The following is a 20,407-nucleotide window of genomic DNA, read 5'->3' as shown; positions in this document are numbered from 1 at the left end:
GGAAGGGGTTGTTCGCGAAGGAGGACCGTGTGAGCGTGCAAGCCGGCGGCGAGGACGCCACCCCGACGGAGGAGTACCGCGTCCTCGGGCCGCTGACGGTGGTTCTCGCCGGCCGCTCCGCGCCGGTGACCGCACCGAAGCAGCGCATCATCCTGGCAACCCTGCTGCTGCGGGCCGGCACCTGGGTCACCGCCGCGGAACTGGCGAACGCCCTCTGGGACGACCGCGCACCGAAGAACCCTCGCAGCGCCCTTCAGGTGCACCTCACCCGCCTGCGGGCCCTGATCGCCGCCGTCCACCCCGAGAGACCGGATCTGATCGAGACCCGTCCCGGCGCGTACCGGATCGTGGTGCCGCCGGGATCGCTCGACCTTGACCGCTACCGGGACGCGATCGCGCAGGCCCGCGCCGCCCGACGCGCCGGGTCCGCCGATGTCGAGCTGGCCTGGTTGCAGCAGGCCCTGGCCCAGTGGCGTGGCGACCCGCTCGCGCTGGTGCCGTCGGCCCGTATCCAGCGGGAGGTGGTCACCGCCCTCCAGGATGACCGACTGCGCTGGATGGAGCGCCGATTCGAGCTGGCGTTGGCCACGGGCCGGCACGCGCAGGTCATCGGCGAGCTGCGCGCCGCGACCCTCGCCCATCCAGAGCGCGAGCGCCTGTGGGGCCAACTCATGGACGCCCTCGCCGAGACCGGCGACCGGGCTGCGGCGATAGCGGCGTACCACCAGGCACGCGGCACGCTGCGCAACGATCTGGGCGCCACACCAGACACGGAGCTGCGGCCCCGCTACCGCCGGCTGATCGCCGCGACAGGTCAGAGGCGCCGCAACGTGGCGATCTCGAGGGCGGGCGTCGACGTATGGCGGGCACAATGCCAACTGCCACCGGACATCGCCGACTTCGTCGGGCGGGTGGAGATCGTCCGCGACCTGTGTACGACACTGGAGTCGGGCGACACACCGGTGGTCTGCCTCACCGGGGTGCCAGGGGTGGGGAAGTCGGCGCTCGCCGTGCGGGTGGCGCACCATCTCCGGACCCGGTTTCCCGACGGTCAGTGGTACCTGTGCGGTTCCGAACGGACCTGGCCCGACATCCTCGCGGAGATGTTGGCCACCTCCGGAGTGGAGCAACCGCCGACCAGCACCACGGCCGCGGTGGCCCTGCTCCGCCGGCGGCTCGCCGGACGGCGACTGTTGGTGACGATCGACGACGCCCCGGAGGGCCTCCCACCCCACGGGCTGCTTCCCCTTCCCGCCGGATGCGTGGCCCTGGCCGTACGGCGCGGTGACCCACCGGCCCTGGGCTGCGACGTCGCCCACGTGGTCACCCTCGACGTGCTCTCCCCCGCCGAGGCCGCGGCACTGGTGACCGACATGGTCGGCCAGGCCCGGGTCGGCCGCACGCCCGCCGCGCTGGAGGCGCTGGTCGAACGCTGTGACCGGCTGCCCCTGGCACTCCGGATCGCCGGCGCGCATCTGGTCACCCATCCGACCCGCGACATCGGCGAGTTCGCCGAACTGCTCGGCGCTGACCCGCTCGGCACGCTCAGCCTGCCCGGCAGCCGGCGGGCAGCGGTCCGCACGGCCTTCGAACTCGCCTACTCCGCACTGCCCCCGGCCGTCCGGCGGGTCTTCCGGTTCCTCGAACTCGTACCCGGGTTCGCGCACCGCGTCGAGACGATCGCGGAGCTGACCGGAATGTCACCGTCCGACGCGGCCGGAACCGTGGCGGACCTGGTCCGCGCCCGGATCGCCGAGCTCGGGCCCGACGGGGTCATCCGGCTGCACAGCCTGGTGGCCCGGTTCGCCGCCGAGCGGGGTCTCGACGAGGATCCCCCGGCGGATCGGCAGGCCGCGCTGGTTCGGCTGGGAACGCGGTTGCTGACCGTCGCCGACGAGGCGGTGCGGCTGTGTCACCCAGACGTGGTCCGGGTCGGTGCCGGCATCGGGACGGCGACCTTCGGCAGCCACCGGGCGGCCCGGACGTGGCTGCAACGGGAGCGCCGCAACCTCGTTGCTGTCGCGGTGCACGCCGCAGCCGCCGGGCTGACCCCGCTCGCCGTGGGCCTGACCGACGCGCTGCGCGGCCCTTGCGGCGCCGACCGGCACCACGGCGACTGGCGGATCGCCGCTGAAGCCGCTGTTGCGGCCACCGACCGGCTACGCGAGCCCGCGTACGCCGCCGTCGCCCGGCTCAACCTGGGACTGGCCTTGCAGGGGCTGAACGACCTCGGGCCCGCCGAGATCCATCTGCGGCATGCCTGCGACCAACTACGGCGACGAGGTCCGGCCGAGTTGGAGGTCGTCGCCGTGACCGCTCTGGCCATGCATCGCCTGCAACAGCCGACCAAGCGGTTCCACGACGCCATCGGGCTGCTCCACCGTGGCCTGCGACAGTGCCGACAACTGGGGCTGCGGCACGCCCAGGCACGGTGCCTGCTGTACCTCGGGATGGCCCACCACGCGCGCGGGGAACTGCGCCTGGCGTACCGCCAGTTCAGCGCCGCGGCGCGGATCGACGAACGGGCTGGTGACTACTCCGCCAAGGCGGAGATCCTGGCCCGGCTCGGTGACGTCTGCGTTGATCTCGGCGCGCACCGCGAGGCGGTTCGGCGGTTACGGACGGCGTTGCGGCTCGGCCGGTCAGCCCGCTCGGCGCACTCGGTCGCGCTCGCCTCCTACGGGCTGGCCCGGGTACGCCGCGCCACCGGCCGACCGAAACCCGCCCACTCGCACGTGGCCCGAGCCATCGCTTTCGCCGAATCCGGCGGTTACCTCGCCGTGCTGGTCAACGCCCGCAACCTGCTCGCCGGCCTTTATCGAGACGAGGGCCTGAACAGGCGTGCGGAGCTGGAGTACCGGCGCGCACTGCGCGAGGCCGAGCGGATCGGTCATCCGGGCGCGCGGTGCGAGGCGCTGACCGGCCTCGCGCTGCTGGCCCACGAGCGCGGCCGCGACCATCAGGTCCCGGTGATGGCCCGGCAGGCGACCGGCGCCGCCCGGGCCGCCGGGTCACCCCGGCTGCTCTCGCAGGTCCGGGAGCTGCTCGCCCCACTCCAGCCGGCTTCAAGCAGGCGCTGAGACGCTGCCCAGCGGCGACGCGCACGGGCAGCGGAGGACAAACGATGGTGGCGATAAGAGCACGGCGGCTCTTCGACGGCCGAAGCGCGATCCGGGCCGAACGGCCGACCGTGCTCGTCGACGGCGGCGTGATCCGAGCGGTGTTCGACGGGCCACCACCGCCCGGGGACGAGGTGATCGACCTGGGTTCGGCCACGCTGATGCCGGGTCTCGTCGACGCTCACGTCCATCTCGCGTTCGACGCCGCGGCGGACACCGTGGCCGGACTCGTCACCGCCGACGACGACGTCGTACTGGACCGGATGCGGTCGGCCGCGGCCGCGACCCTCGACGCCGGCGTCACCACCGCCCGCGACCTCGGCGACCGCGGCTACCTGAGCCTGCGGGTACGAGCCGAGACGGCGGCCGACGTCCGTCTCGGTCCACGGTTGCTGCTGGCCGGGCCGCCGATCACCTCGGTCGGCGGCCACTGCTGGTTTCTCGGCGGTGAGGTCGAGGGCGTCGAGGCGATCCGCGCGGCGGTCCAGGACCGGGCGGCGCGGGGCGTCGACGTGGTCAAGGTCATCGTCACGGGCGGTCGGCTCACCGCCGGGTCCCACCCGCACGAGGTGCAGTTCGGGCCGGCCGAGCTGTCCGCCGTCGTGAAGGAGGCGAAGCGGCACGGTTTGCCGGTCACCGGGCACTGTCATGCCGCAGACGGTATCGCCGATGCGGTGGCGGCGGGATTCGACGGAGTCGAGCACTGCACGTTCGTCACCGCCGACGGCACCGCCGTCGACCCGGCACTGCTGGACCGGATGGCGGCCGTGGGCACCCGGGTCACCCTCACCCTGGGATCGGTCCCGCAGCCCGCCGAGCACACCGGCGCGGATGGGACCGATCCCCGGCGGCAAGCTGTGCACGACGCGTTGTGGCGCGTCGCCACCTCGGGGGTGCCCGTCGCCTGCGCCAGCGACGCCGGCTGCGGGCCCGGTAAGCCGCACGGATCACTGGCCTATGCGGTGCAGGCGATGGTAGGTCTCGGTTTCTCGCCGACGGAGGCATTACGAGCCGTCACCTCCGGTGCCGCCCAGGTCTGCGGGATCGCCGACCAGGTGGGCCGGATAGCACCCGGGTACCGGGGCGACCTGCTCGCGGTCGACGGTGATCCGGCCGTCGACCCGGGGGCGCTGCGGCACGTCGCCGCGGTGTTCCGTGCCGGGCTGCGCGTGCGATAGCTCTCCAACGGCGCTCCACCGGACGTCGATCGGTACCCGGAACGCTCGGGTCGTACCCGATCCGACCAGTAGGAGGCCCGCCGTGCCCGAACCCGAAGTCCACATCACCCGGCACAGCATCGACGTCAACGCACCCGTCGACGCGGTGTATCCGGTCATCGCGGACGTCACGAGGTGGCCGTACACCTTCGGGCCGACGGTCCACGTCGACCTCCTCGAACGTCACACCGAGGGACCGGAGCAGACCGAACGGCTCCGGTTGTGGGCCACCGCGAACGACGTCGTCCGGTCGTGGACCTCGCGGCGCACCCTGTACCCGGCCGCCGGTCGTGTCGTCTTCCGGCAAGAGGTGTCGGCGGCCCCGGTGGCGTCCATGGGCGGCGAGTGGCACCTCGAGACGCTCGACGGCGGCCGCACCCGGGTGGTGCTCCTGCACGACTTCACGGTCGTGGACGACGAGCCCGGCTCGGCCGCGTGGGTGAGACGTGCCGTCGACGCCAACAGCACGGCGGAGCTGGCTGCGCTGCGCGCCGCGGCACGTTCCGCGAATGCCCGCACCCTGCTCTCGTTCGAGGATTCCGTCACCGTCCCGGCCCCGGCGGCCGACGTGTACGACTTCCTGTACCGCGCCGACCGGTGGGTCGAACGGCTGCCGCACGTCGCCCGCGTCGGACTCACCGAGGACGAGCCGAACGTCCAGATCCTGGAGATGGACACCCTGGCCCCGAACGGTCCGGTACACACGACCACGTCGGTCCGGGTCGGGTTTCCCGCCGAGCGGATCGTCTACAAGCAGACCACGCTGCCGCCGCTGCTGGCGGCGCACACCGGCGCCTGGACGCTGCGCGCGGAGGGCGGCGGGGTGACGGTGACCTCGCGCCACACCGTGGTGCTGCGACCCGAGCGCATCGAGGAGCTTCTGGGACCGGGAGCCACCCTCGCCGGAGCCCGCGAACTGGTCCAGCACAACCTCAGTACCAACAGCATCCGCACCCTGGAACAGGCCCGCCTGCATCTACAGCCGGTCAGCGACTGACCGGCGACGGACACGGCGATGCGCGGCGACCAGACGGTCCGCCGCGCATCGCCGTACGATCACACGTCGCTCAACGTACGGTTGACGTCTTCCAGGAACGCCCGGGGCGTGTCGCAGCGCTCGACCACCTCGTCCGGCAGTGCCACCGCGAACTCGCGGGACACCCGTGAGACGGTCTCCAGGATGGCGAGTGAGTCGAAGCCGAGTTCGACGAACGGGGTGTCGAGGATGTCCCCGTCGATGTCGACGGTGTCGTCGTCGCCGGCCGCCTCCCGCAGGATGCGCCGCAGGTCGTCGAGGCTGAGCAGTTCGCGAGTGGTCATGGCAATTGATCCCTTCGGTTGTCGGGTCGCTCGGACGTCACTGCTGCGCCCGGCGGAGTACCGCGGCGGCGTTGAAACCGCCCCTGCCCCGGGCCAGCACCAGCACGCAGCTCAGCGGCAGCGGCCGGGGCGCGCCGGTCACGAGGTCGATCGGGCAGTCCGGGGCGGGCGCGTCCACGCCTTCGGTATGCGGGGCGACACCATCGCGCAGAGCCAACAGAGCGGTGGCCAGATCCAGTGCCGCCGCCCCCGCCTGCAACCGTCCGACCATGCTCTTGGGCGCGGTGACGGGCACCGCCCGGGGCCCGAAGACCGCGGCCAGCGCGGCCGCCTCGGCCCGGTCGGCGGCCCGGTCGGCCGTGCCGTCGGCGAAGACGAGACCGACGTCGGCCGGTGCCACCTGCGCGTCATGCAGGGCCCCGTTGATCGCCCGCTGCAGGCCCGTCGTCGGTGCGCCGGCAGGATCGAACGTCGCGGCGTATCCCGCCAGTTCGCCGTACACCTTCGCGCCCCGGGCACGCGCTGCGTCCCGGTCCTCCAGCAACAGGTGGGCGCCGCCCTCTCCCGGCACGGCACCGTCCGCGTCGGCGGCGAACGGCCGGTAGGCCCCGTCCGGGTCGGTCCGGGTGGTGTACCCGCCCGTGCTCACCAACCCGGCGACCCCGAGCGGACAGAGGGCGCCGTCCACCCCGCCGGTCAGTATCGCCGGTGTGCCGCGACGAATCTGCCGGCGCGCGTGCCCCACCGCGTCCAGACCGCCCGCGTGGTCAGTGACCAGGGCCGCACCGGGTCCCCGCAGGTTGTGACGGATCGAGATCTGCCCTGAGTTGACCGCGTAGAACCAGGCGAACGACTGGTAGGCGCTGACGTGACTGCCGCCCTTGCTCCACAGGTTCTCCAACTCGCGCTGGCCGAACTCGAAGCCACCCATCGAGGACGCCGTGGCGACGCCGATGTCGTAGCGAAGCCCGCCGGCGTCCGGCACCCCCGCATCGGTCAGAGCCTGCCCGGCCGCGTAGAGACTGAGCCGGGTCATCCGGTCGGTCTGCGGCAGCAGCCGCCCCGGCAGGTGCTCCTCGGCGGCGAAGCCGGACACCTCACCGGCCAGGCGCACCGGGTAACCGCTCGGATCGAAGCGGCTGATCTTCCGGATGCCGGGCCGTCCGTCCAGAATCGCCCGCCAGTACGCCTCGGTGCCCAGCCCGTTGGCCGCGGCCACCCCCAGGCCGGTTACGACGGCGGTGCTCATGCCGTCCTCCGATCCGGACGAGCCAGCACGACGGCGCTCTGGAAGCCGCCGAAGCCGCTGCCGACGCTCAGCACGGTGTCGACCCGCTGTTCCCGAGCGGTCAGCGGAACGTAGTCCAGGTCGCACTCCGGGTCGGAGACGTACAGGTTCGCGGTCGGTGGAACCACGCCGTACTCCATGGCCAGCGCGCAGGCGACCAGCTCGAGCGCGCCGATCGCACCGAGGGAATGCCCGATCATGGATTTGATCGAGCTCACCGGTACCCGGTAGGCATGGTCGCCGAGGCTGCGTTTGAACGCCGCCGTCTCGTGGCGGTCGTTCTGCTTGGTGCTCGACCCGTGCGCGTTGACGTAGTCGACGCCCTCCGGGGCGATCCGTGCCTCGTTCAAAGCCACCCGGACCGCCTCGGCCATCTCCACACCGTCGGGCCGCAGCCCGGTCATGTGGTACGCGTTGCTACGGCTACCGAACCCGGCGACCTCCGCGTACACGTGTGCGCCACGGCGTCTGGCGTGTTCCAGCTCCTCCAGCACGAGCACGGCTCCACCTTCGCCGAGTACCAGCCCGTTGCGGGTGGCGTCGAAGGGGCGCGACGCGTGCGCCGCGTCGTCGTTGCGGGGGCTGGTCGCCTTGATGGCGTCGAAGCAGGCGAGCGTGATCGGTGAGATCGGCGCGTCGGTGCCGCCGGCGACGACCACGTCGGCGCTGCCCTCGCGGATCAGTTCCGCGCCGTGCCCGACGGCGTCCAGCCCGGACGTGCAGCCGTCGGAGATCAGCGCCACGGGTCCCTGCGCACCAACGGTGTGGGCTACTTCGGCTGCGGCCGAGCTGGGCACGAACCAGTCGTACAGGTGGGGCACCGCGTACTCCGGGTCGACCAGCCAGGACCGGCCGCCGTCGCTCAGCACGACGTACTCGCGTTCCATGCTGGTGGTGCAGCCGACCGCGCAGCCCAGCGACACGGCCAGCCGTTCACCGTCCGTGCCGGGCAGGTCGAGGCCACTGCCCGCGACCGCCTCCCGGGCTGCGGCCACCGCGAACTGGGTGGCCCGGTCCATCCGCCGCGCCTCCTGCGGGCTGAGCCCGGCCTCGACCGGATCGAAGTCGCACTCGGCGGCGATCCTCGACCGGTAGGGCGACGGGTCGAAGGCGGTGATGGGCCGGGTCGCGGTGCGGCCCGAGCTGAGCAGATCCCAGTACTGCTTGAGGTTGATACCACCCGGAGCGACGGCTCCGAGCCCGGTGACGACCACACGACGACTCATGGTGCGACCGTCACACTCGCGGCTCAAGTGCCGGTCGAGGCGTCCTGGAAGCGGGGGCGGTGACGGCGGACAGTGCCGCGGCGAAGGTGGCGAGGTCGTCCTCGCGGCTCCCGGCTCGGACGGGCAGCGCGGCCAGGGCCGTTGACTCGCCTCGTCGTACCGTTGGATGACGTCTGGCGAGCACGGTGAGCCCGTGCGGCGCGCCGGCCTCGAGAAGCACGCCCGGCCCGGTGGCGCAGACCGCGTCGAGGGCGGCGGCGAATTCGACCGGCGCGACAGGCTGCCGGGCCCAGTATTGCGGGTCGGTTGCCACCGCCGCAGTCATCCGGGTGCCGGTGTAACAGGAGTACACGGGCAGCCGTGGAGGCCGCAACGGCACCGTGCGCAGCAGCGGTACGGAGCGGGCGGCCTCCGCAGCGACGGCAGGACTGTGGAACGCCACCGTGGAACGGGCCGACTGGCAGGTGATGCCCGCTTCCCGCAGGCGCTGCGCGGCTCGGGCGAGGGGTTCGTCGGGACCGGCGAGCAGCACCTGGCGCGGACCGTTGATGGCGGCGAGCGCCACTGCTCCGCTGAGGTAGGGCTGCACCTGCTCGGGTGTCGCGGCCACCGCGAGCATGCCACCGGGCGGCGCATCGGCGAGATGGGTTAGCCGGTCCCTGAGGACGCGGACGGCGTCCGACAGGATCAGCACACCGGCGAGGGTCGCTGCGACGACCTCGCCGACGCTGTGCCCAAGCAGAGCCGTCGGCACCACGCCACGGTCGAGCACGCTCCGACCGAGCCCCCAGCCGACCGCGAACAGCAACGGCTGGGAGCGGCGGAAGTCGTCAAGCGGCACGACCGGATCGGCGGCGAGCCAATCCGCCCGGATGGCGGGGCCCTCGGGTCCCCACAGGGCGAACACCTCGTCCACGTGGCGACGGAAATCGGGGTCGCCGCGGTACAGACCGGTGGCCATGCCGGGTCGCTGGGCGCCCTGGCCGGGGAACAGGAGCGCCACCCCTACTGCTCTTCTCAGCTTAGACATGCACGGCAACGTCGCACCGGTCGCTTGAGACCGGCTCCAGACGTACGCGCTCGACGGCTTCTCGACCCCGCGCCGAGCGCGACACGCGACGGTGGCGACACCACGACGCGACCTCGCGGCCAACCCGCGGGAGCGTCCGTTTCCGAAAGCCTGCCCCGCCCCGGGCGGGCGACCGCCGCCGGCCCGGTGTCACGAGCATCGGGTCGGCGGCTCCACGGCACGTGAGGATGAGGGCGGCAAGCAGATGCGGATCGGTGGAATTCACGTGGCCGGCGTGGCCGCGCACATTCCGGGCCGGCTGGCGACGGCCGAGGCGGTCAGGGCCGGCAGTTGCGCGGCCCGACTGGCCGCGCAGACCGGGGTACACACAGTCGCCGTGTCGGCCGACGAGTCCGCCCCGGACCTGGCGGTCCGGGCCGCCGAGCTGGCGTTGAAGCGCTCCGGGCACACCGCGCACGAGGTGGCGTTGCTGTTGCACGCCTGCGTCTACCACCAGGGGCACGACATCTGGGCGCCGGCGTCGTACGTGCAGCGGATGGCCGTCGGTAACCGCTGCCCGGCGCTGGAGGTGCGGCAACTGTCGAACGGCGGGCTCGGCGCCCTCGACCTGGCGGTGGCGTATCTGCGCGCGGCGCCGGACCGGACAGCGGCGCTGATCACCACCGGGGACCGGTTCGGGGCACCCGGTTTCGACCGCTGGAACAGTGACCCCGGCACGGTCTACGGCGACGCGGGCACCGCCCTGCTGCTGTCCCGCTACGGCGGTTTCGCGCGGCTGTTGAGTCTGGCCACCGTCTCCGAGCCCGAGTTGGAGGGGCTGCACCGCGGCGACGATCCGTTCGGGGCCGCGCCACTGGCCCAGCGACAGCCAGTGGACCTTGACGTGGTCAAGAAGGCGTTCGTCGCGCGGACCGGAGTGTCGTACAGCATCAGTCGGGTGGTGGCCGGGCAGGCGGAGGCGCTGAGCCGGGCCCTCGCGCAGGCGGGACTGGAGTTCGCGGACGTGGACCGGTTCGTGTTGCCGCACTTCGGGTTGCGCAGGTTGACCTCGTCGTACCTGCGGCCCTGGGGTCTGACGCCGGAGAAGACCACCTGGTCCTGGGCTCGGACCGTCGGCCACCTCGGCGCGGGTGACCAGTTCAGCGGTCTGGCACACCTGGTGGAGTCCCGGCAGGTCCACCCCGGCGAGCACGTGCTGCTCGCCGGGGTGGGGGCAGGGTACTCGTGGACCTGCGCGCTGCTGCGGATCGACGAGGTCCCGGACTGGGCGGTGTGAGGCTCGTCAGGCCGCCGGCGGATTGACCGCTGAGCGCGGGATCGCGGCCGCCTCCAGGTGCCACTTGGCCAGGATCTTCTGGTAGGTGCCCTCGGCGACGAGTTCGTCGATCGCGGCGCGCAACGGTTCCGCCAGTCCGGCGCCCTTGTTCGTGGCGAGTCCGACGTCGCGGCGGCTGAGTTGCCCGGCGAGGCGCAGGCCCGGCTGTTGGGCGGCGGCGTACCGCAGCACGCTCGCGGAGCTGACCAGAACGTCGACGTGGCCCTCGCGTAGCGCGAGGAAGTGGGCGGCGGCGTCGCTGTAGGTGCTGACCCGGTAGGGCGGCTTACCGGCCTGGGCGCACCGGTCCTGCTGCTGACGTAGGTCGTTTTCGAAAGTACTGCCCACCCCGGTGCCGATCGAGGATCCGCAGAGCTGCCCGAGGTCGGTGACCTCGGTGAGCGGACTGTCGTCGCGGACCAGGATGCCCGTGCCGTCGGTCAGGTACGTGGTGAAGTCGAGGACCTTCTTGCGCTCCTCGGTGACGGAGAAATTGGCCGTACCGACAGCGAAGCGGCCGGCGCTGAGACCGGTCAGCAGCGATGCGCCACTGACCTGGTCACGCTTGACGGTCAGGCCGAGTTTCCGGGCGACCGCGTCGGCGACGTCGATGTCGATGCCGCGCGGCGGCCCGCCGTCCTGCGGGTGGAAGGCGATCGGCGGGGTCCCGACGGCCGAACCCACGGTCAGGACCCCGGATTGTCGGATGTCCGCCGGAAGCAGCGCCTTCAGTGCCGGGTCGGCCTGGACGGCGGAGACGACGTCCTCGGCGCCGAGGTCTTTCGGTGCTTCCTGGATGCTGCTGGCTGGTGCCGCGTGCAGGCATCCCGACAGCAGGACCAGTCCGACGGCGCCGACGGCCGCCAGGCGAATACGGCGATAGGGCACGGTGACTCCTCAGCGTTGCTGGATGGTGGCGAAGAATCGGGCAGTCCGCTCCTCCCGCGGGCTGCCGAGCATCGTGGCGGGCGGTCCCTGTTCGACGATCCGGCCGCCGTCCATGAAGACGATCTCGTCGGCGACCTCGGCGGCGAAGCGCAGCTCGTGGGTGACGATGAGCATCGTCATGCCGCCGGCGGCGAGGTCGCGTACGACCGCCAGCACCTCGCCGACCAGTTCCGGGTCGAGCGCGCTGGTCGGCTCGTCGAAGAGCATCACCTTCGGACGCAGGGCGAGCGCCCTGGCGATGGCGACGCGCTGTTGTTCGCCGCCGGACAACTCCCGGGGGTACGACCGCTCCTTGTGGGCCAGACCGACTCGTTGCAGGAGTTCCCGGGCCCGGGTTCGGGCGTCGGCACGGCTCGCCCCCTGCACCGCGACCGGCGCTTCGACGATGTTCTGCAGGACCGTGAGGTGCGGAAAGAGGTTCAGCGCCTGGAACACCATCCCCACGGCTGTTCGGTGCCGGGCGAGCAGCCGCGGTGGGGCCTCGATCACCCGGTTGCCGCGCCGGATCAGCCCGACCGGCTGCCCGTCGATGAGGACGGCTCCGGAGTCGGGCCGCTCGAGGCGGTTGACGCAGCGCAGCAGGGTGCTCTTGCCCGAGCCGGACGGTCCGACCACACAGGTGACCGTTCCGGCAGGGACGGTCAGGTCCACCCGATCGAGGACGACCACGTCCCCGAACGCCTTGCTGATCTGGATGAGCCGGACCATGCTGCGCGGTTCGCCGGTGGCCACGGTCAGTTCCTCGGCGGCAGTGCTCACCGGTCCTCCCCGGCGAGGAGCGACAGGCGTGGTCCCACCGGGCCGGCCCGACCGCTGCCCCGCCCGAAGAACTGCTCCAGGAGGTACTGGACCGCGCTGAGGAGGGTGGTGAAGAACAGGTACCAGAGGGTCGCCACGAGCAGCAGCGGAATCACGAGGTAGTTGCGGTTGTAGATGAGCTGGACGGAGAAGAGCAGGTCCTGTCCGGCGATGACGCTGACCACCGAGGTTCCCTTCAGCAGCGCCGCGGCCTGGTTGGCGGCCGGCGGAACGATGGCCCGCATCGCCTGCGGCAGCACGATGCGCCGCAGGGTGCGCGAACGTGAGAGGCCGAGGGCCTGAGCCGCTTCGGTCTGCGACCTCTCGACCGACAGCAGTCCGGCCCGGACGATCTCGGCGGCGTGTGCGGCCTCGTGCAGGGTGAGGCCGATGACCGCCGCCGCGAACCCGTTGATCAGACCGCGGGTGGGCAGGTCCAGGATCGTCGGGCCGAAGGGCACCCCGACCGTCAGCCGTGGGTAGACCAGCGAGATGTTGTACCAGAACAGCAGCTGGACCAGGATCGGCACGGACCGGAACAGCCACGTGTAACCCCAGCTGATCGCCTGCAGCAGGCGGCTGCCGGACAGCCGCATGACGGCCAGGACCGTTCCGAGGGCGAACCCCCCGACCAGGGCGATAGCGGTCAGCAACAGGGTGACCCGCAGGCCGTCGAGGACGACGTCGGCGGTGAGGTACTGGCCGACGACGTCCCACTCGAAAGCCGGGTTGCCCGCCATGCTCACCAGCGTGAGCAGGAGCACCACCAGCCCGGCCAGGCCCGCGACCCACCGCAGGGGACGTCGCGCGGGCCGGGCGTCGGCATAACTGTCGGCCATGACGGCCGTCGGGGTGGACACGGCGCGCTTCCGTCAGAACCTGGGCAGCACGTGCTCGGCGAACAGGCGCAGCGATGTGGCCGCCCGCTCGTACGGCACGTTGCCGGAGACCACCTGAAGGCTCAGGGTGACCTCACCGAACCAGTCGCGGATGGTCTCCACCGCCGCGACGACCTGCTCGGGTGAGCCGACCAGGGCTTTAAGGTCAGCCACCTGCCGGTCGAAGTTGCCCTTGCCGACCCGTTCCACGATCTTTTCGTAGCCGGGATAGTCGCTGCTTCGGGTGTGCGCCCACGACGATACGGCCGCGGCGAGCGCGCCGTGCGACTGATCGGCGTACTGGCGGCCGAGCCGCTGTGCCTCGTCGGCGTCGTCGGCCAGGAACGCGTTGTAACTCATGTGCACGTCCTCGTCGGTCGGCGTGAAGCCGCCGGCTGCCGCAGCCTTTCGGTACAGCGCGAGGACCTCCTGCACCTGCTCCCGGGAGTTGATCGAGGGAACGAGCATGACGCCGTACCCGTTGCGGCCGGCCGCCTCGGCTGATTCCGGCGACTTGGCGGTGGCCACCAGGATCCGCGGGTGCGGCTGCTGGACCGGCCGCGGCAACAGCGTGACGGGACCGAACCGGTAGAACCGGCCGTCCCACACCGCCTGCTCGGCGGACCAGAGCAGCCTGCACGCGTCCACGCCCTCGTCGAAGCGGGCCCGGCTCTCGTCCAACGGAATGCCGAAGGCCTGGAACTCGTCGGGCAGGAACGCCCGCCCGAACCCGACGTCGAGCCGGCCGCCGGAGATGGCGTCGAGCATCGCGAGCTTCCCGGCGAGTTTCACCGGGTGGGTGAACGCGGGCAGTACCGCGCCGGTGACCAGACGAATCTGCCTGGTCCGGGCCGCCGCTGCCGCCAGGAAGGTGACCGGGTCGGGGCTGTACCCGCCATACGGGGAGAAGTAGTGCTCAACCGTCTTGACGTGGTGAAAGCCCAGCTCGTCCGCCAGTTCCGCCAGGCGCAGGCTCTCCTCGAAGTACTGGACGGCGGGCTTGTCCTGCGGACCGACGGTCGGGAAGAGGTTGATGCCGAACTTCATTCCAGCTCCCTCGGATTCGGGCGGACCGCTGCTGGCCCCGTACGGTGCCGACCATGGCGGGGGTCCCTAGAGGCCCGCTACACCCGTACTGGAGAGATCGACACCGCTCTCGGCGAGCCGGCGGCGCAACAGCGCGGTCGCGTTGCGGTGCAGCGGAAAGTCCGACCCCGGCGGCAGGACGCCGGTCTCCTCCAGCAGCCGCACGACCCGGGCCGTGACGACACAGAACCGGAAGGCGGCGTCGACCTCGTGGTAGGCCAGATGGGCCAGGGGTCGGCCGAGAAGCCGGGCGTAGAACTCCTCGGTCTCGACGCGGGTCGGCAGACCGGGCAGCCGGGGGGCGCCGATCCCGTCGCTGAGAAACCGGTCCATGTGCAGGAACCAGGCCAGGTCGCTCTCCGGGCGGCCGACGTCGGTCATCTCCCAGTCCAGGAGGGCGGCCGGACGGTCGCCGGCGAATACGATGTTGCCGAGCCGGGCGTCGCCCCACAGCGGGCGAGGCGTCTGCGGCGCCGGCGGGCGGTGGGCCTGCAGCCAGGTCAGCGCGGTTCGGGCGGCGTCGTTGCGCGCGGCGCCGAAATACTCCAACTGCTCGGCGTAGAACGCCAGGTCGCCGGAGGGCGCGGGGGTCGCCCCCAGGGCCGCCGGATCCAGGCGGTGCAACCGCCCCATCGCGGACAGGGCGGCGAACCACGCCGCCCGCTGCCGCTGCGGCGAGGCCGAGGCCAGCCAGCCCTCCCGGTGGTACGACGGCAGGTCGGCGGGCACCTCACCGGCTACCCGGCTCATCACGACGAACGGCGCCCCGAGTACGCCCGGGTCGGGTTCGAACCCGAGTACGGGCGCGACCGGGACGTCGGTCCGGGCCAGCGCGATCTGCACACCGACCTGTTCCGGCCAGCGCAGGTCAGGAAAGATCCGGTGCCCGACCGGCGCGATCCGGACGGCGAGCGGCGCGACCTGATGTCGTCCGTCCTGGGCCCAACTGGCGTCGCAAAGCAGAATCTCGGCGGAGAATCCGGCAGTCCTCGGGACGGTCAACGGCCCCACGGCGACGTCACGGACGCCGCGCTGGTCGCGGAGCCAGTCGGCCAATCGGGCCCGGGTCAGGTCGGGGTCGCGTTGCACGGGTACGGGCACGGAAGGCTCCGATCAGGACACGCCGCAGGACGGCGCGGGGACGAGAGTGGGGCGGCGGAGCGCGGGGGCCAGCGGCTCCGTGGCCGGGCCGGCGGGCGGTTCGAGCCAGGCCTCGCCGACTCGCACAGCGCGCTGCAACCGCTGCACCGCCGTCGAGGGCTCGACTCCGAGTTCGCGCCGCAGCGCGGCGGACAGCCGCTGGTAGACCAGGACGGCGTCAGCCTGCCGCCCACTGCGGTACAGCGCGACCATCAGGCTGGCGTGAATCGGCTCGCGCAGTGGATGCCGACGTGCGAGTGTCGTCGCCACGGCCACCACCTGGCGGTGCCGGCCACACCGCAGCTCGGCGTCGAGGTATCGGTCGATCAGCAGCAGCCGCCACTGGTCGAGGTGTCCGATGATCTCCTCCGCCACCGGACCGATCCGTACATCGGCGAGGGCCGGGCCCCGCCACAGCGTCAGCGCCTGCTGCCAGTCCCGCGCGGCGTGCGCCGGCCTCCCGGCCGCGGCGTGCTGGTCGCCCCGGCGAGCCCACTCGCGGACCATCCCCAGATCGGTCTGCTCCGGGTCGATCCTCAGCAGATAGCCACGCCCGTCGGTCAGCAGCAGCGCCGGCGCCGCCGTCCGGGTCAGCACCCGGCGCAGATGCATGACGTACGTCTGCAGCGTGGTGGCGGCGCTACGGGGCGGGTGGTCGTTCCACAACTCCCGCACGCAGGTCGTCACCGGCACGGTCGCACCCACCCGTAACGCGAGCAGACCGAGGAGTTGCCGTTGCTTGGGTGCCGTCGGGCCCGCGTCACCGCCGGCTGGACCGATCCGCAGTCCACCGAGCACGTCGAGGTACATCAGCACACCCTCCGATCGAGACGCCGCCTCCAGCCGGAGCCGAGCGTGGTCGGGCCCACTGGGGTCCGGACCCACGCCGTCGTACCGGAGGAGACATGACCAGCACACCGTTCGGCCGGCTTGTGCCGTTGGCCCCCGCGGTGTTCGCCTACATCCAGCCGCCGGGCGGTTGGTGCGTCGGCAACGCCGGCATCATCGTCGGCGCCGAGCGGGTCGTGGTGGTGGACACCGCTGCCACCCGGCCCCGCGCGGAGGCGCTGCTGGCGTGCGTGCAGCGCCTGGCGCCGGATCGTCCGCACATCGTGGTGAACACCCATCACCACGGCGACCACGTCTTCGGCAACTGCGTCTTTCCGCGCGCGACCGAGATCGTGTCTCACGAGACCGCCCGTTCCGAGATGGCCCGGACAGGGCTGGCGATGCGCGACCTGTGGCCGCAGGCCGACTTCTCCGGCATCGAGCTGAGGCTGCCGACCCGCACGCTGCGGGATCGGCTGACTCTGGACCCCGGCGGGGTACGTGTCGAGCTGTTCCACGTCGGGCCGGCCCACACGACGAACGACGTGGTGGTGTGGTTGCCGCGACCGCGAGTGCTGTTCGTCGGCGACGTGGTCTTCTCCGGGCGTACGCCGTTCGTGCTCATGGGTTCGGTCGCCGGATCCCTGCGCGCGCTGGCTTCGCTGCGCGACCTGCGCCCTCGGGTGGTGGTGTCCGGGCACGGCGCGGTCGCAGGGCCGGAGGTTCTCGACGCCACCGAGGCATACCTGCGGTGGCTGCGCCGGGAGGCGGCGCACGGTGTCAGCGCGGGGATACCTCCGCTGGAGGCCGCTCGGCGGGCCGACAACCCCTTCCGGAGCCTGCCGGATCCGGAACGGCTGGTGGCCAACCTGCATCGGGCGTACGCGGAGGAACGCGGTGAGCCGGCCGGTCTGTATCTCCCGTCCCGGCCAATCACCGACGAGATGGTCCAGTTCCACGGCGGTCCGCTCAGCACATCGGTTTGACGGCACGCGGGCAGCGTTCCGGCCGGCACTCAAGGCCGGCTCGAGTACGGCCGGACCCCTGGTCCGGAAGCCGACAACGAAGGAGTTCTCATGGTCCTCAAAGGCAAGGTCGCGGTCGTGACCGGCGGCACCGCCGGCCTGGGACAGGTCGTCGCGCGAGTCCTCGCCGACGCCGGCGCCACCGTCGTGTCAGCGGCACGTGGGGCGTCGGACATCGTCGGGCAGTTTCCAGTCGACGTCACCGACGAAGCCTCGGTCGGCGCGCTCTTCTCCGCTGTGAAGGAGCGTCACGGCGGACTTGACATCCTGGTCGCGAACGCTGGTATCAACCGCCCCGGGCCCCTGGCGACGCTGCCACCGGAGCACTGGGACGAGGTGCTGGCCACCAATCTCACCGGTGTGCTGAACTGCGTGCGGGCCGCAGTTCCGCTGCTCCGGGCCGCCGGCGACGGGCGGATCATCACGGTGTCCTCGCTGCTGGGGCGTCGGCCGATCGCCGGCGGCGGAGCGTACGGCGTCTCCAAGGCCGCCCTGGAGACACTGACCCGGGTGCTCGCCGCGGAACTGGCCGTCGACGGCATCACCGTCAACGCTGTCGCTCCGGGGGTGGTCGACGAAGGCATGGGACGCGCGATCCTCGACAACGACCGGCTGTGGAACCGCCTCCGCGGCTCGCTCGCGAGCGCGCGGCCCGGAACCGGCGCCGAGGTCGCCCGGGCGATCCTTTTCCTGGCCTCACCGGACAGCTCCTACGTCAGCGGTCATGTCCTGAATGTCGACGGAGGCCTGAACTTCTAGGTCCCGTCGTGCACGATGTGCCGGCGGCGGACGAACCATTCGCCGCCCTGTCGTTGCAGCAGGTCCTCGGCGGTGGTGCTCAGATAGACCCGGGCAGCACCACCGCCGGGCGGCGTCTCGAAGACTGTCGCGTAGTAGCGGGTCCGCACCGCGTCCTCGCCGTCCGGCTCGGCGATCACGTTGCCGTACCAGTGCCGCCGGGTGAGCCCCGACTCGGCAAGGCGGTCGATGCCGCGCCGCATCGACACGGCGATCGCGGCGCGGCCCCGACGCGGCTCGGGTTTGACGTTCTGTCCGAACTCGCCGTCCTCGGTGAACTGCTGAGACCACTGTTCGGCCTCGCCATCGTCCAGAAGCTGGAAGTGGCGGGCGTAGAACTGCAGGATTTCGGCGTACGTTTCCGCGTCGACAGAGTGCGCGGTGCTGCCGGTCGGCTGAGTCGTCGTCATGACGCGCTCCTTCGGTCGGTGGGGGTCGTTTCGGTGTGGTCAGCTGACGAGCAGGTGGCTCGAACCACTGTCGACGGCCAGGTCCAGGGCCGGATCGGCTCGCAGGATGGCTTGCTCCAGGCCCCGCAGCCGCCGGGACGGCTCCAGCCCGAACCGCTCGGCGAGCGTGCTGCGGAACTGCCGTAGAGCAGCCAGCGCCTCGGTGGTCCGGCCGCTTCGGTACAGCGCGAGCGCGAGCTGCGCGCGCAGGTTCTCGTGGGTCGGATACCGGCGCACCAGGACTCGCAGTTCACTGAGCAGCTCCCGGTGCCGCCCGAGACGCAGATCGGCCTCCACCCGCTCCTCGTGTACGGCGAGACGGACTTCGTGCAGCCCTTCCAACCGGGCCCGCACGATCGAGCCCACCTGGACGTCGACCAGGGCCGGTCCGCGCCACATGTCCAGAGCCGACCGCAGCAGCCGCGCCGCTTCCGGGTACCGGCCGGCGGCGAAGGCCTCACCTCCGGTGGTCGCGATCCGGTGAAAGTCGTCAAGATCGAGCTCACCGAGATCCACGTGCAGGGCGTACCCACGCTCGCGGGTGCTGATCCGGTTGTCGCCCTTGGCGGTGCGCAGGACTTTCCGGAGGTTCATGACGTACGTCTGTAACGTCGAGTGTGCGCTCATCGGCGGTTGCTCACCCCACAGCTCGTCCACACAATCGTCGACGGTGACGACGGTGTCGGCGTGCAGAAGCAGCAGGGCCAACAGTTGCCGCTGCTTCGGAGCGCTGGGCAGTTGCCCCGGCTCCATCCCCAAGGGACCCAGCACTGTGAACCGCATGATTCCCCTTCGTCGCTCGGTAACGCCAACGAACGGAACTATGCCGGCGGACGCTTTCGCTCTCCTTACCGGCAAATCGCCCGCATCGCTTTGACCTGCGGCGATCAGGCGAGAACCACGAGTGCGCACGGTCCTGAGTTCTCCATGGAGTCGGTAGGTTTGAGCGGAAATCCCATCTCTGCGCCGGTCTCGCGGTCACGGGCCGACGGCTCCTTGCCTCCAGGCGCGTCGCCGCCTCCCATCCTTCGATCCCACCCTTGCTCATTTCCTATCTACACGATAGGAAAAGTGGGTGACTACCACGGTCCCCGCGCCGCCTGCCGCGGAAACCTCGATCGGCGCGTCAGCGGTGACCCCCGACGCACTGGCACCGCACGGTGGACGCCGCCGCCGGGTCCTGCTCCGGCTACTCGCCCTCGTCGTGCTCTACGCGCTGTGGGAGATCGCCGCCCGAGCCACCAGCAACCCGACCTTCATCCCCTCGCCCGGTGCGGTGTGGCACCAACTCGTCCAGACCTCGACCACCCACGACGGCATCCGTGGATACAGCGGACACCTGCTCATCGAGCACCTCGGGGTGAGCCTGCGCCGCATCCTGATCGGATCTGTCATCGGTGTCGCCGGCGGAGTGCTCCTCGGCGTCGTCATGGGAACCGTCGGCTGGATCCGGGTGGTCGTCGAACCGGTCGTCACCTTCATCCGGGCGCTCCCGCCCCTGGCCTATTTCAGCCTCTTCATCATCTGGTTCGGCATCGACGAGACGCCCAAGCTCTGGCTGCTCTCCATCGCCGCGCTGCCTCCGGTCGCGGTCGCCACCGCGGCAGCCGTCCACTCCGCACCGACCGGTCTGGTGGAGGCCGCGCGGGCGCTGGGTGCCAGCCGCGCACGCGTGATCCGCGACGTGGTGCTGCCCCACGCGCTACCGGAAATCTTCACCGGGATTCGGATCGCCGTCGGGGTCGCGTACTCCTCGGTGGTCGCCGCGGAGACGATCAACGGCGTCCCCGGCATCGGCGGCATGATCCGCGACGCCCAACGCTACTCACAGACCGACGTGGTCGTCCTCGGTCTCTTCGCCATCGGCCTGTCGGGCCTGCTCATCGACGCCCTGCTGCGGACCGCCGAAGGACGGCTGATCCCGTGGCGCGGCCAAATATAG

Annotated in this window: 19 protein-coding genes; 7 read left to right on the top strand and 12 right to left on the bottom strand. The window is 71.6% G+C overall.

Annotation, left to right across the window (positions count from 1 at the left end; translation table 11 throughout):
• The first annotated feature begins 29 nt into the window (after positions 1-29).
• The 3 genes from AB0B97_RS00525 (at position 30) to AB0B97_RS00515 (ending at position 5,333) form a co-directional block, all read left to right on the top strand.
• Entirely contained in the window at positions 30-3,080 is a 3,051-nt protein-coding gene (locus AB0B97_RS00525) for a BTAD domain-containing putative transcriptional regulator (protein WP_357489387.1), read from the top strand.
• 44 nt (positions 3,081-3,124) lie between these two features.
• The gene (locus tag AB0B97_RS00520) at positions 3,125-4,297 is read left to right on the top strand and encodes an amidohydrolase family protein (protein ID WP_357489385.1); all 1,173 of its coding nucleotides are present in this window, start codon (positions 3,125-3,127) and stop codon (positions 4,295-4,297) included.
• Positions 4,298-4,379: 82 nt separating this feature from the next.
• The gene (locus AB0B97_RS00515) at positions 4,380-5,333 is read left to right on the top strand and encodes an aromatase/cyclase (RefSeq protein WP_357489383.1); all 954 of its coding nucleotides are present in this window, start codon (positions 4,380-4,382) and stop codon (positions 5,331-5,333) included.
• A 59-nt stretch (positions 5,334-5,392) separates the two neighbouring features.
• Here AB0B97_RS00515 and AB0B97_RS00510 read toward each other — a convergent pair whose 3' ends face one another.
• From AB0B97_RS00510 to AB0B97_RS00495, 4 genes are read right to left on the bottom strand one after another with little or no spacing between them, the layout of a single operon-like run.
• A complete protein-coding gene (locus tag AB0B97_RS00510) occupies positions 5,393-5,656 on the bottom strand; it encodes an acyl carrier protein (RefSeq protein ID WP_357489381.1) in 264 nt (87 codons plus the stop codon).
• Positions 5,657-5,693: 37 nt separating this feature from the next.
• Positions 5,694-6,905 (bottom strand): beta-ketoacyl synthase N-terminal-like domain-containing protein, encoded by a 1,212-nt coding sequence (locus AB0B97_RS00505; protein ID WP_357489379.1) that lies wholly within the window; start codon positions 6,903-6,905, stop codon positions 5,694-5,696.
• Positions 6,902-8,170 (bottom strand): beta-ketoacyl-[acyl-carrier-protein] synthase family protein, encoded by a 1,269-nt coding sequence (locus AB0B97_RS00500; protein WP_357489377.1) that lies wholly within the window; start codon positions 8,168-8,170, stop codon positions 6,902-6,904. The genes AB0B97_RS00505 and AB0B97_RS00500 overlap by 4 nt, the downstream gene beginning before the upstream one ends.
• A gap of 10 nt (positions 8,171-8,180) precedes the next feature.
• The gene (locus tag AB0B97_RS00495; protein WP_357489375.1) at positions 8,181-9,173 is read right to left on the bottom strand and encodes an acyltransferase domain-containing protein; all 993 of its coding nucleotides are present in this window, start codon (positions 9,171-9,173) and stop codon (positions 8,181-8,183) included.
• Between the two features lie 271 nt (positions 9,174-9,444).
• Between AB0B97_RS00495 and AB0B97_RS00490 the strand changes: the two genes are divergently transcribed.
• Positions 9,445-10,476: a ketoacyl-ACP synthase III family protein gene (locus AB0B97_RS00490; RefSeq protein ID WP_357489373.1), complete on the top strand. Its 1,032-nt coding sequence runs from the start codon at positions 9,445-9,447 to the stop codon at positions 10,474-10,476.
• 6 nt (positions 10,477-10,482) lie between these two features.
• On the opposite strand, the gene AB0B97_RS00485 is transcribed toward AB0B97_RS00490, so the two are convergent.
• The 6 genes from AB0B97_RS00485 to AB0B97_RS00460 form a co-directional block, all read right to left on the bottom strand.
• Positions 10,483-11,403 carry an ABC transporter substrate-binding protein gene (locus AB0B97_RS00485; RefSeq protein WP_357489371.1) on the bottom strand — a complete coding sequence of 307 codons (921 nt, stop codon included), beginning with the start codon at positions 11,401-11,403 and terminating at the stop codon, positions 10,483-10,485.
• A gap of 9 nt (positions 11,404-11,412) precedes the next feature.
• Positions 11,413-12,171 carry an amino acid ABC transporter ATP-binding protein gene (locus AB0B97_RS00480; RefSeq protein ID WP_357490575.1) on the bottom strand — a complete coding sequence of 253 codons (759 nt, stop codon included), beginning with the start codon at positions 12,169-12,171 and terminating at the stop codon, positions 11,413-11,415.
• Between the two features lie 47 nt (positions 12,172-12,218).
• Positions 12,219-13,121, bottom strand: a complete 903-nt coding sequence (locus AB0B97_RS00475; RefSeq protein ID WP_357489369.1) for an amino acid ABC transporter permease — start codon at positions 13,119-13,121, stop codon at positions 12,219-12,221.
• 12 nt (positions 13,122-13,133) lie between these two features.
• Positions 13,134-14,186 (bottom strand): LLM class flavin-dependent oxidoreductase, encoded by a 1,053-nt coding sequence (locus AB0B97_RS00470; RefSeq protein WP_357489367.1) that lies wholly within the window; start codon positions 14,184-14,186, stop codon positions 13,134-13,136.
• Between the two features lie 66 nt (positions 14,187-14,252).
• Positions 14,253-15,326 (bottom strand): phosphotransferase family protein, encoded by a 1,074-nt coding sequence (locus AB0B97_RS00465; RefSeq protein WP_357489365.1) that lies wholly within the window; start codon positions 15,324-15,326, stop codon positions 14,253-14,255.
• Between the two features lie 12 nt (positions 15,327-15,338).
• Complete coding sequence (locus tag AB0B97_RS00460; protein ID WP_357489363.1) at positions 15,339-16,175, bottom strand: AfsR/SARP family transcriptional regulator; 837 nt, start codon at positions 16,173-16,175, stop codon at positions 15,339-15,341.
• A 95-nt stretch (positions 16,176-16,270) separates the two neighbouring features.
• On the opposite strand from AB0B97_RS00460, the gene AB0B97_RS00455 reads away from it, so the two are divergent.
• Together AB0B97_RS00455 and AB0B97_RS00450 are read left to right on the top strand one after the other, a co-directional pair.
• On the top strand, positions 16,271-17,179 hold the full coding sequence (locus tag AB0B97_RS00455; protein WP_357489361.1) for an MBL fold metallo-hydrolase: 909 nt from the start codon (positions 16,271-16,273) through the stop codon (positions 17,177-17,179).
• Positions 17,180-17,269: 90 nt separating this feature from the next.
• Positions 17,270-17,977, top strand: a complete 708-nt coding sequence (locus AB0B97_RS00450; RefSeq protein ID WP_357489359.1) for an SDR family NAD(P)-dependent oxidoreductase — start codon at positions 17,270-17,272, stop codon at positions 17,975-17,977.
• Here AB0B97_RS00450 and AB0B97_RS00445 read toward each other — a convergent pair.
• Positions 17,974-18,426: a nuclear transport factor 2 family protein gene (locus AB0B97_RS00445; protein ID WP_357489357.1), complete on the bottom strand. Its 453-nt coding sequence runs from the start codon at positions 18,424-18,426 to the stop codon at positions 17,974-17,976. The two genes, AB0B97_RS00450 and AB0B97_RS00445, sit on opposite strands and share 4 nt — an antisense overlap.
• A gap of 39 nt (positions 18,427-18,465) precedes the next feature.
• Positions 18,466-19,248, bottom strand: coding sequence for an AfsR/SARP family transcriptional regulator (locus tag AB0B97_RS00440; protein WP_357489355.1), 783 nt, complete (start codon positions 19,246-19,248; stop codon positions 18,466-18,468).
• Between the two features lie 292 nt (positions 19,249-19,540).
• On the opposite strand from AB0B97_RS00440, the gene AB0B97_RS00435 reads away from it, so the two are divergent.
• Positions 19,541-20,407 (top strand): ABC transporter permease, encoded by an 867-nt coding sequence (locus AB0B97_RS00435; protein ID WP_357489353.1) that lies wholly within the window; start codon positions 19,541-19,543, stop codon positions 20,405-20,407.

The sequence above is a fragment of the Micromonospora sp. NPDC049004 genome, assembly GCF_040649315.1.
In the GTDB taxonomy this organism is placed as follows: domain Bacteria; phylum Actinomycetota; class Actinomycetes; order Mycobacteriales; family Micromonosporaceae; genus Micromonospora.
The sequence above is the reverse complement of the archived record's forward strand: the minus strand, read 5'-3'. Positions and strand labels throughout refer to the sequence as shown.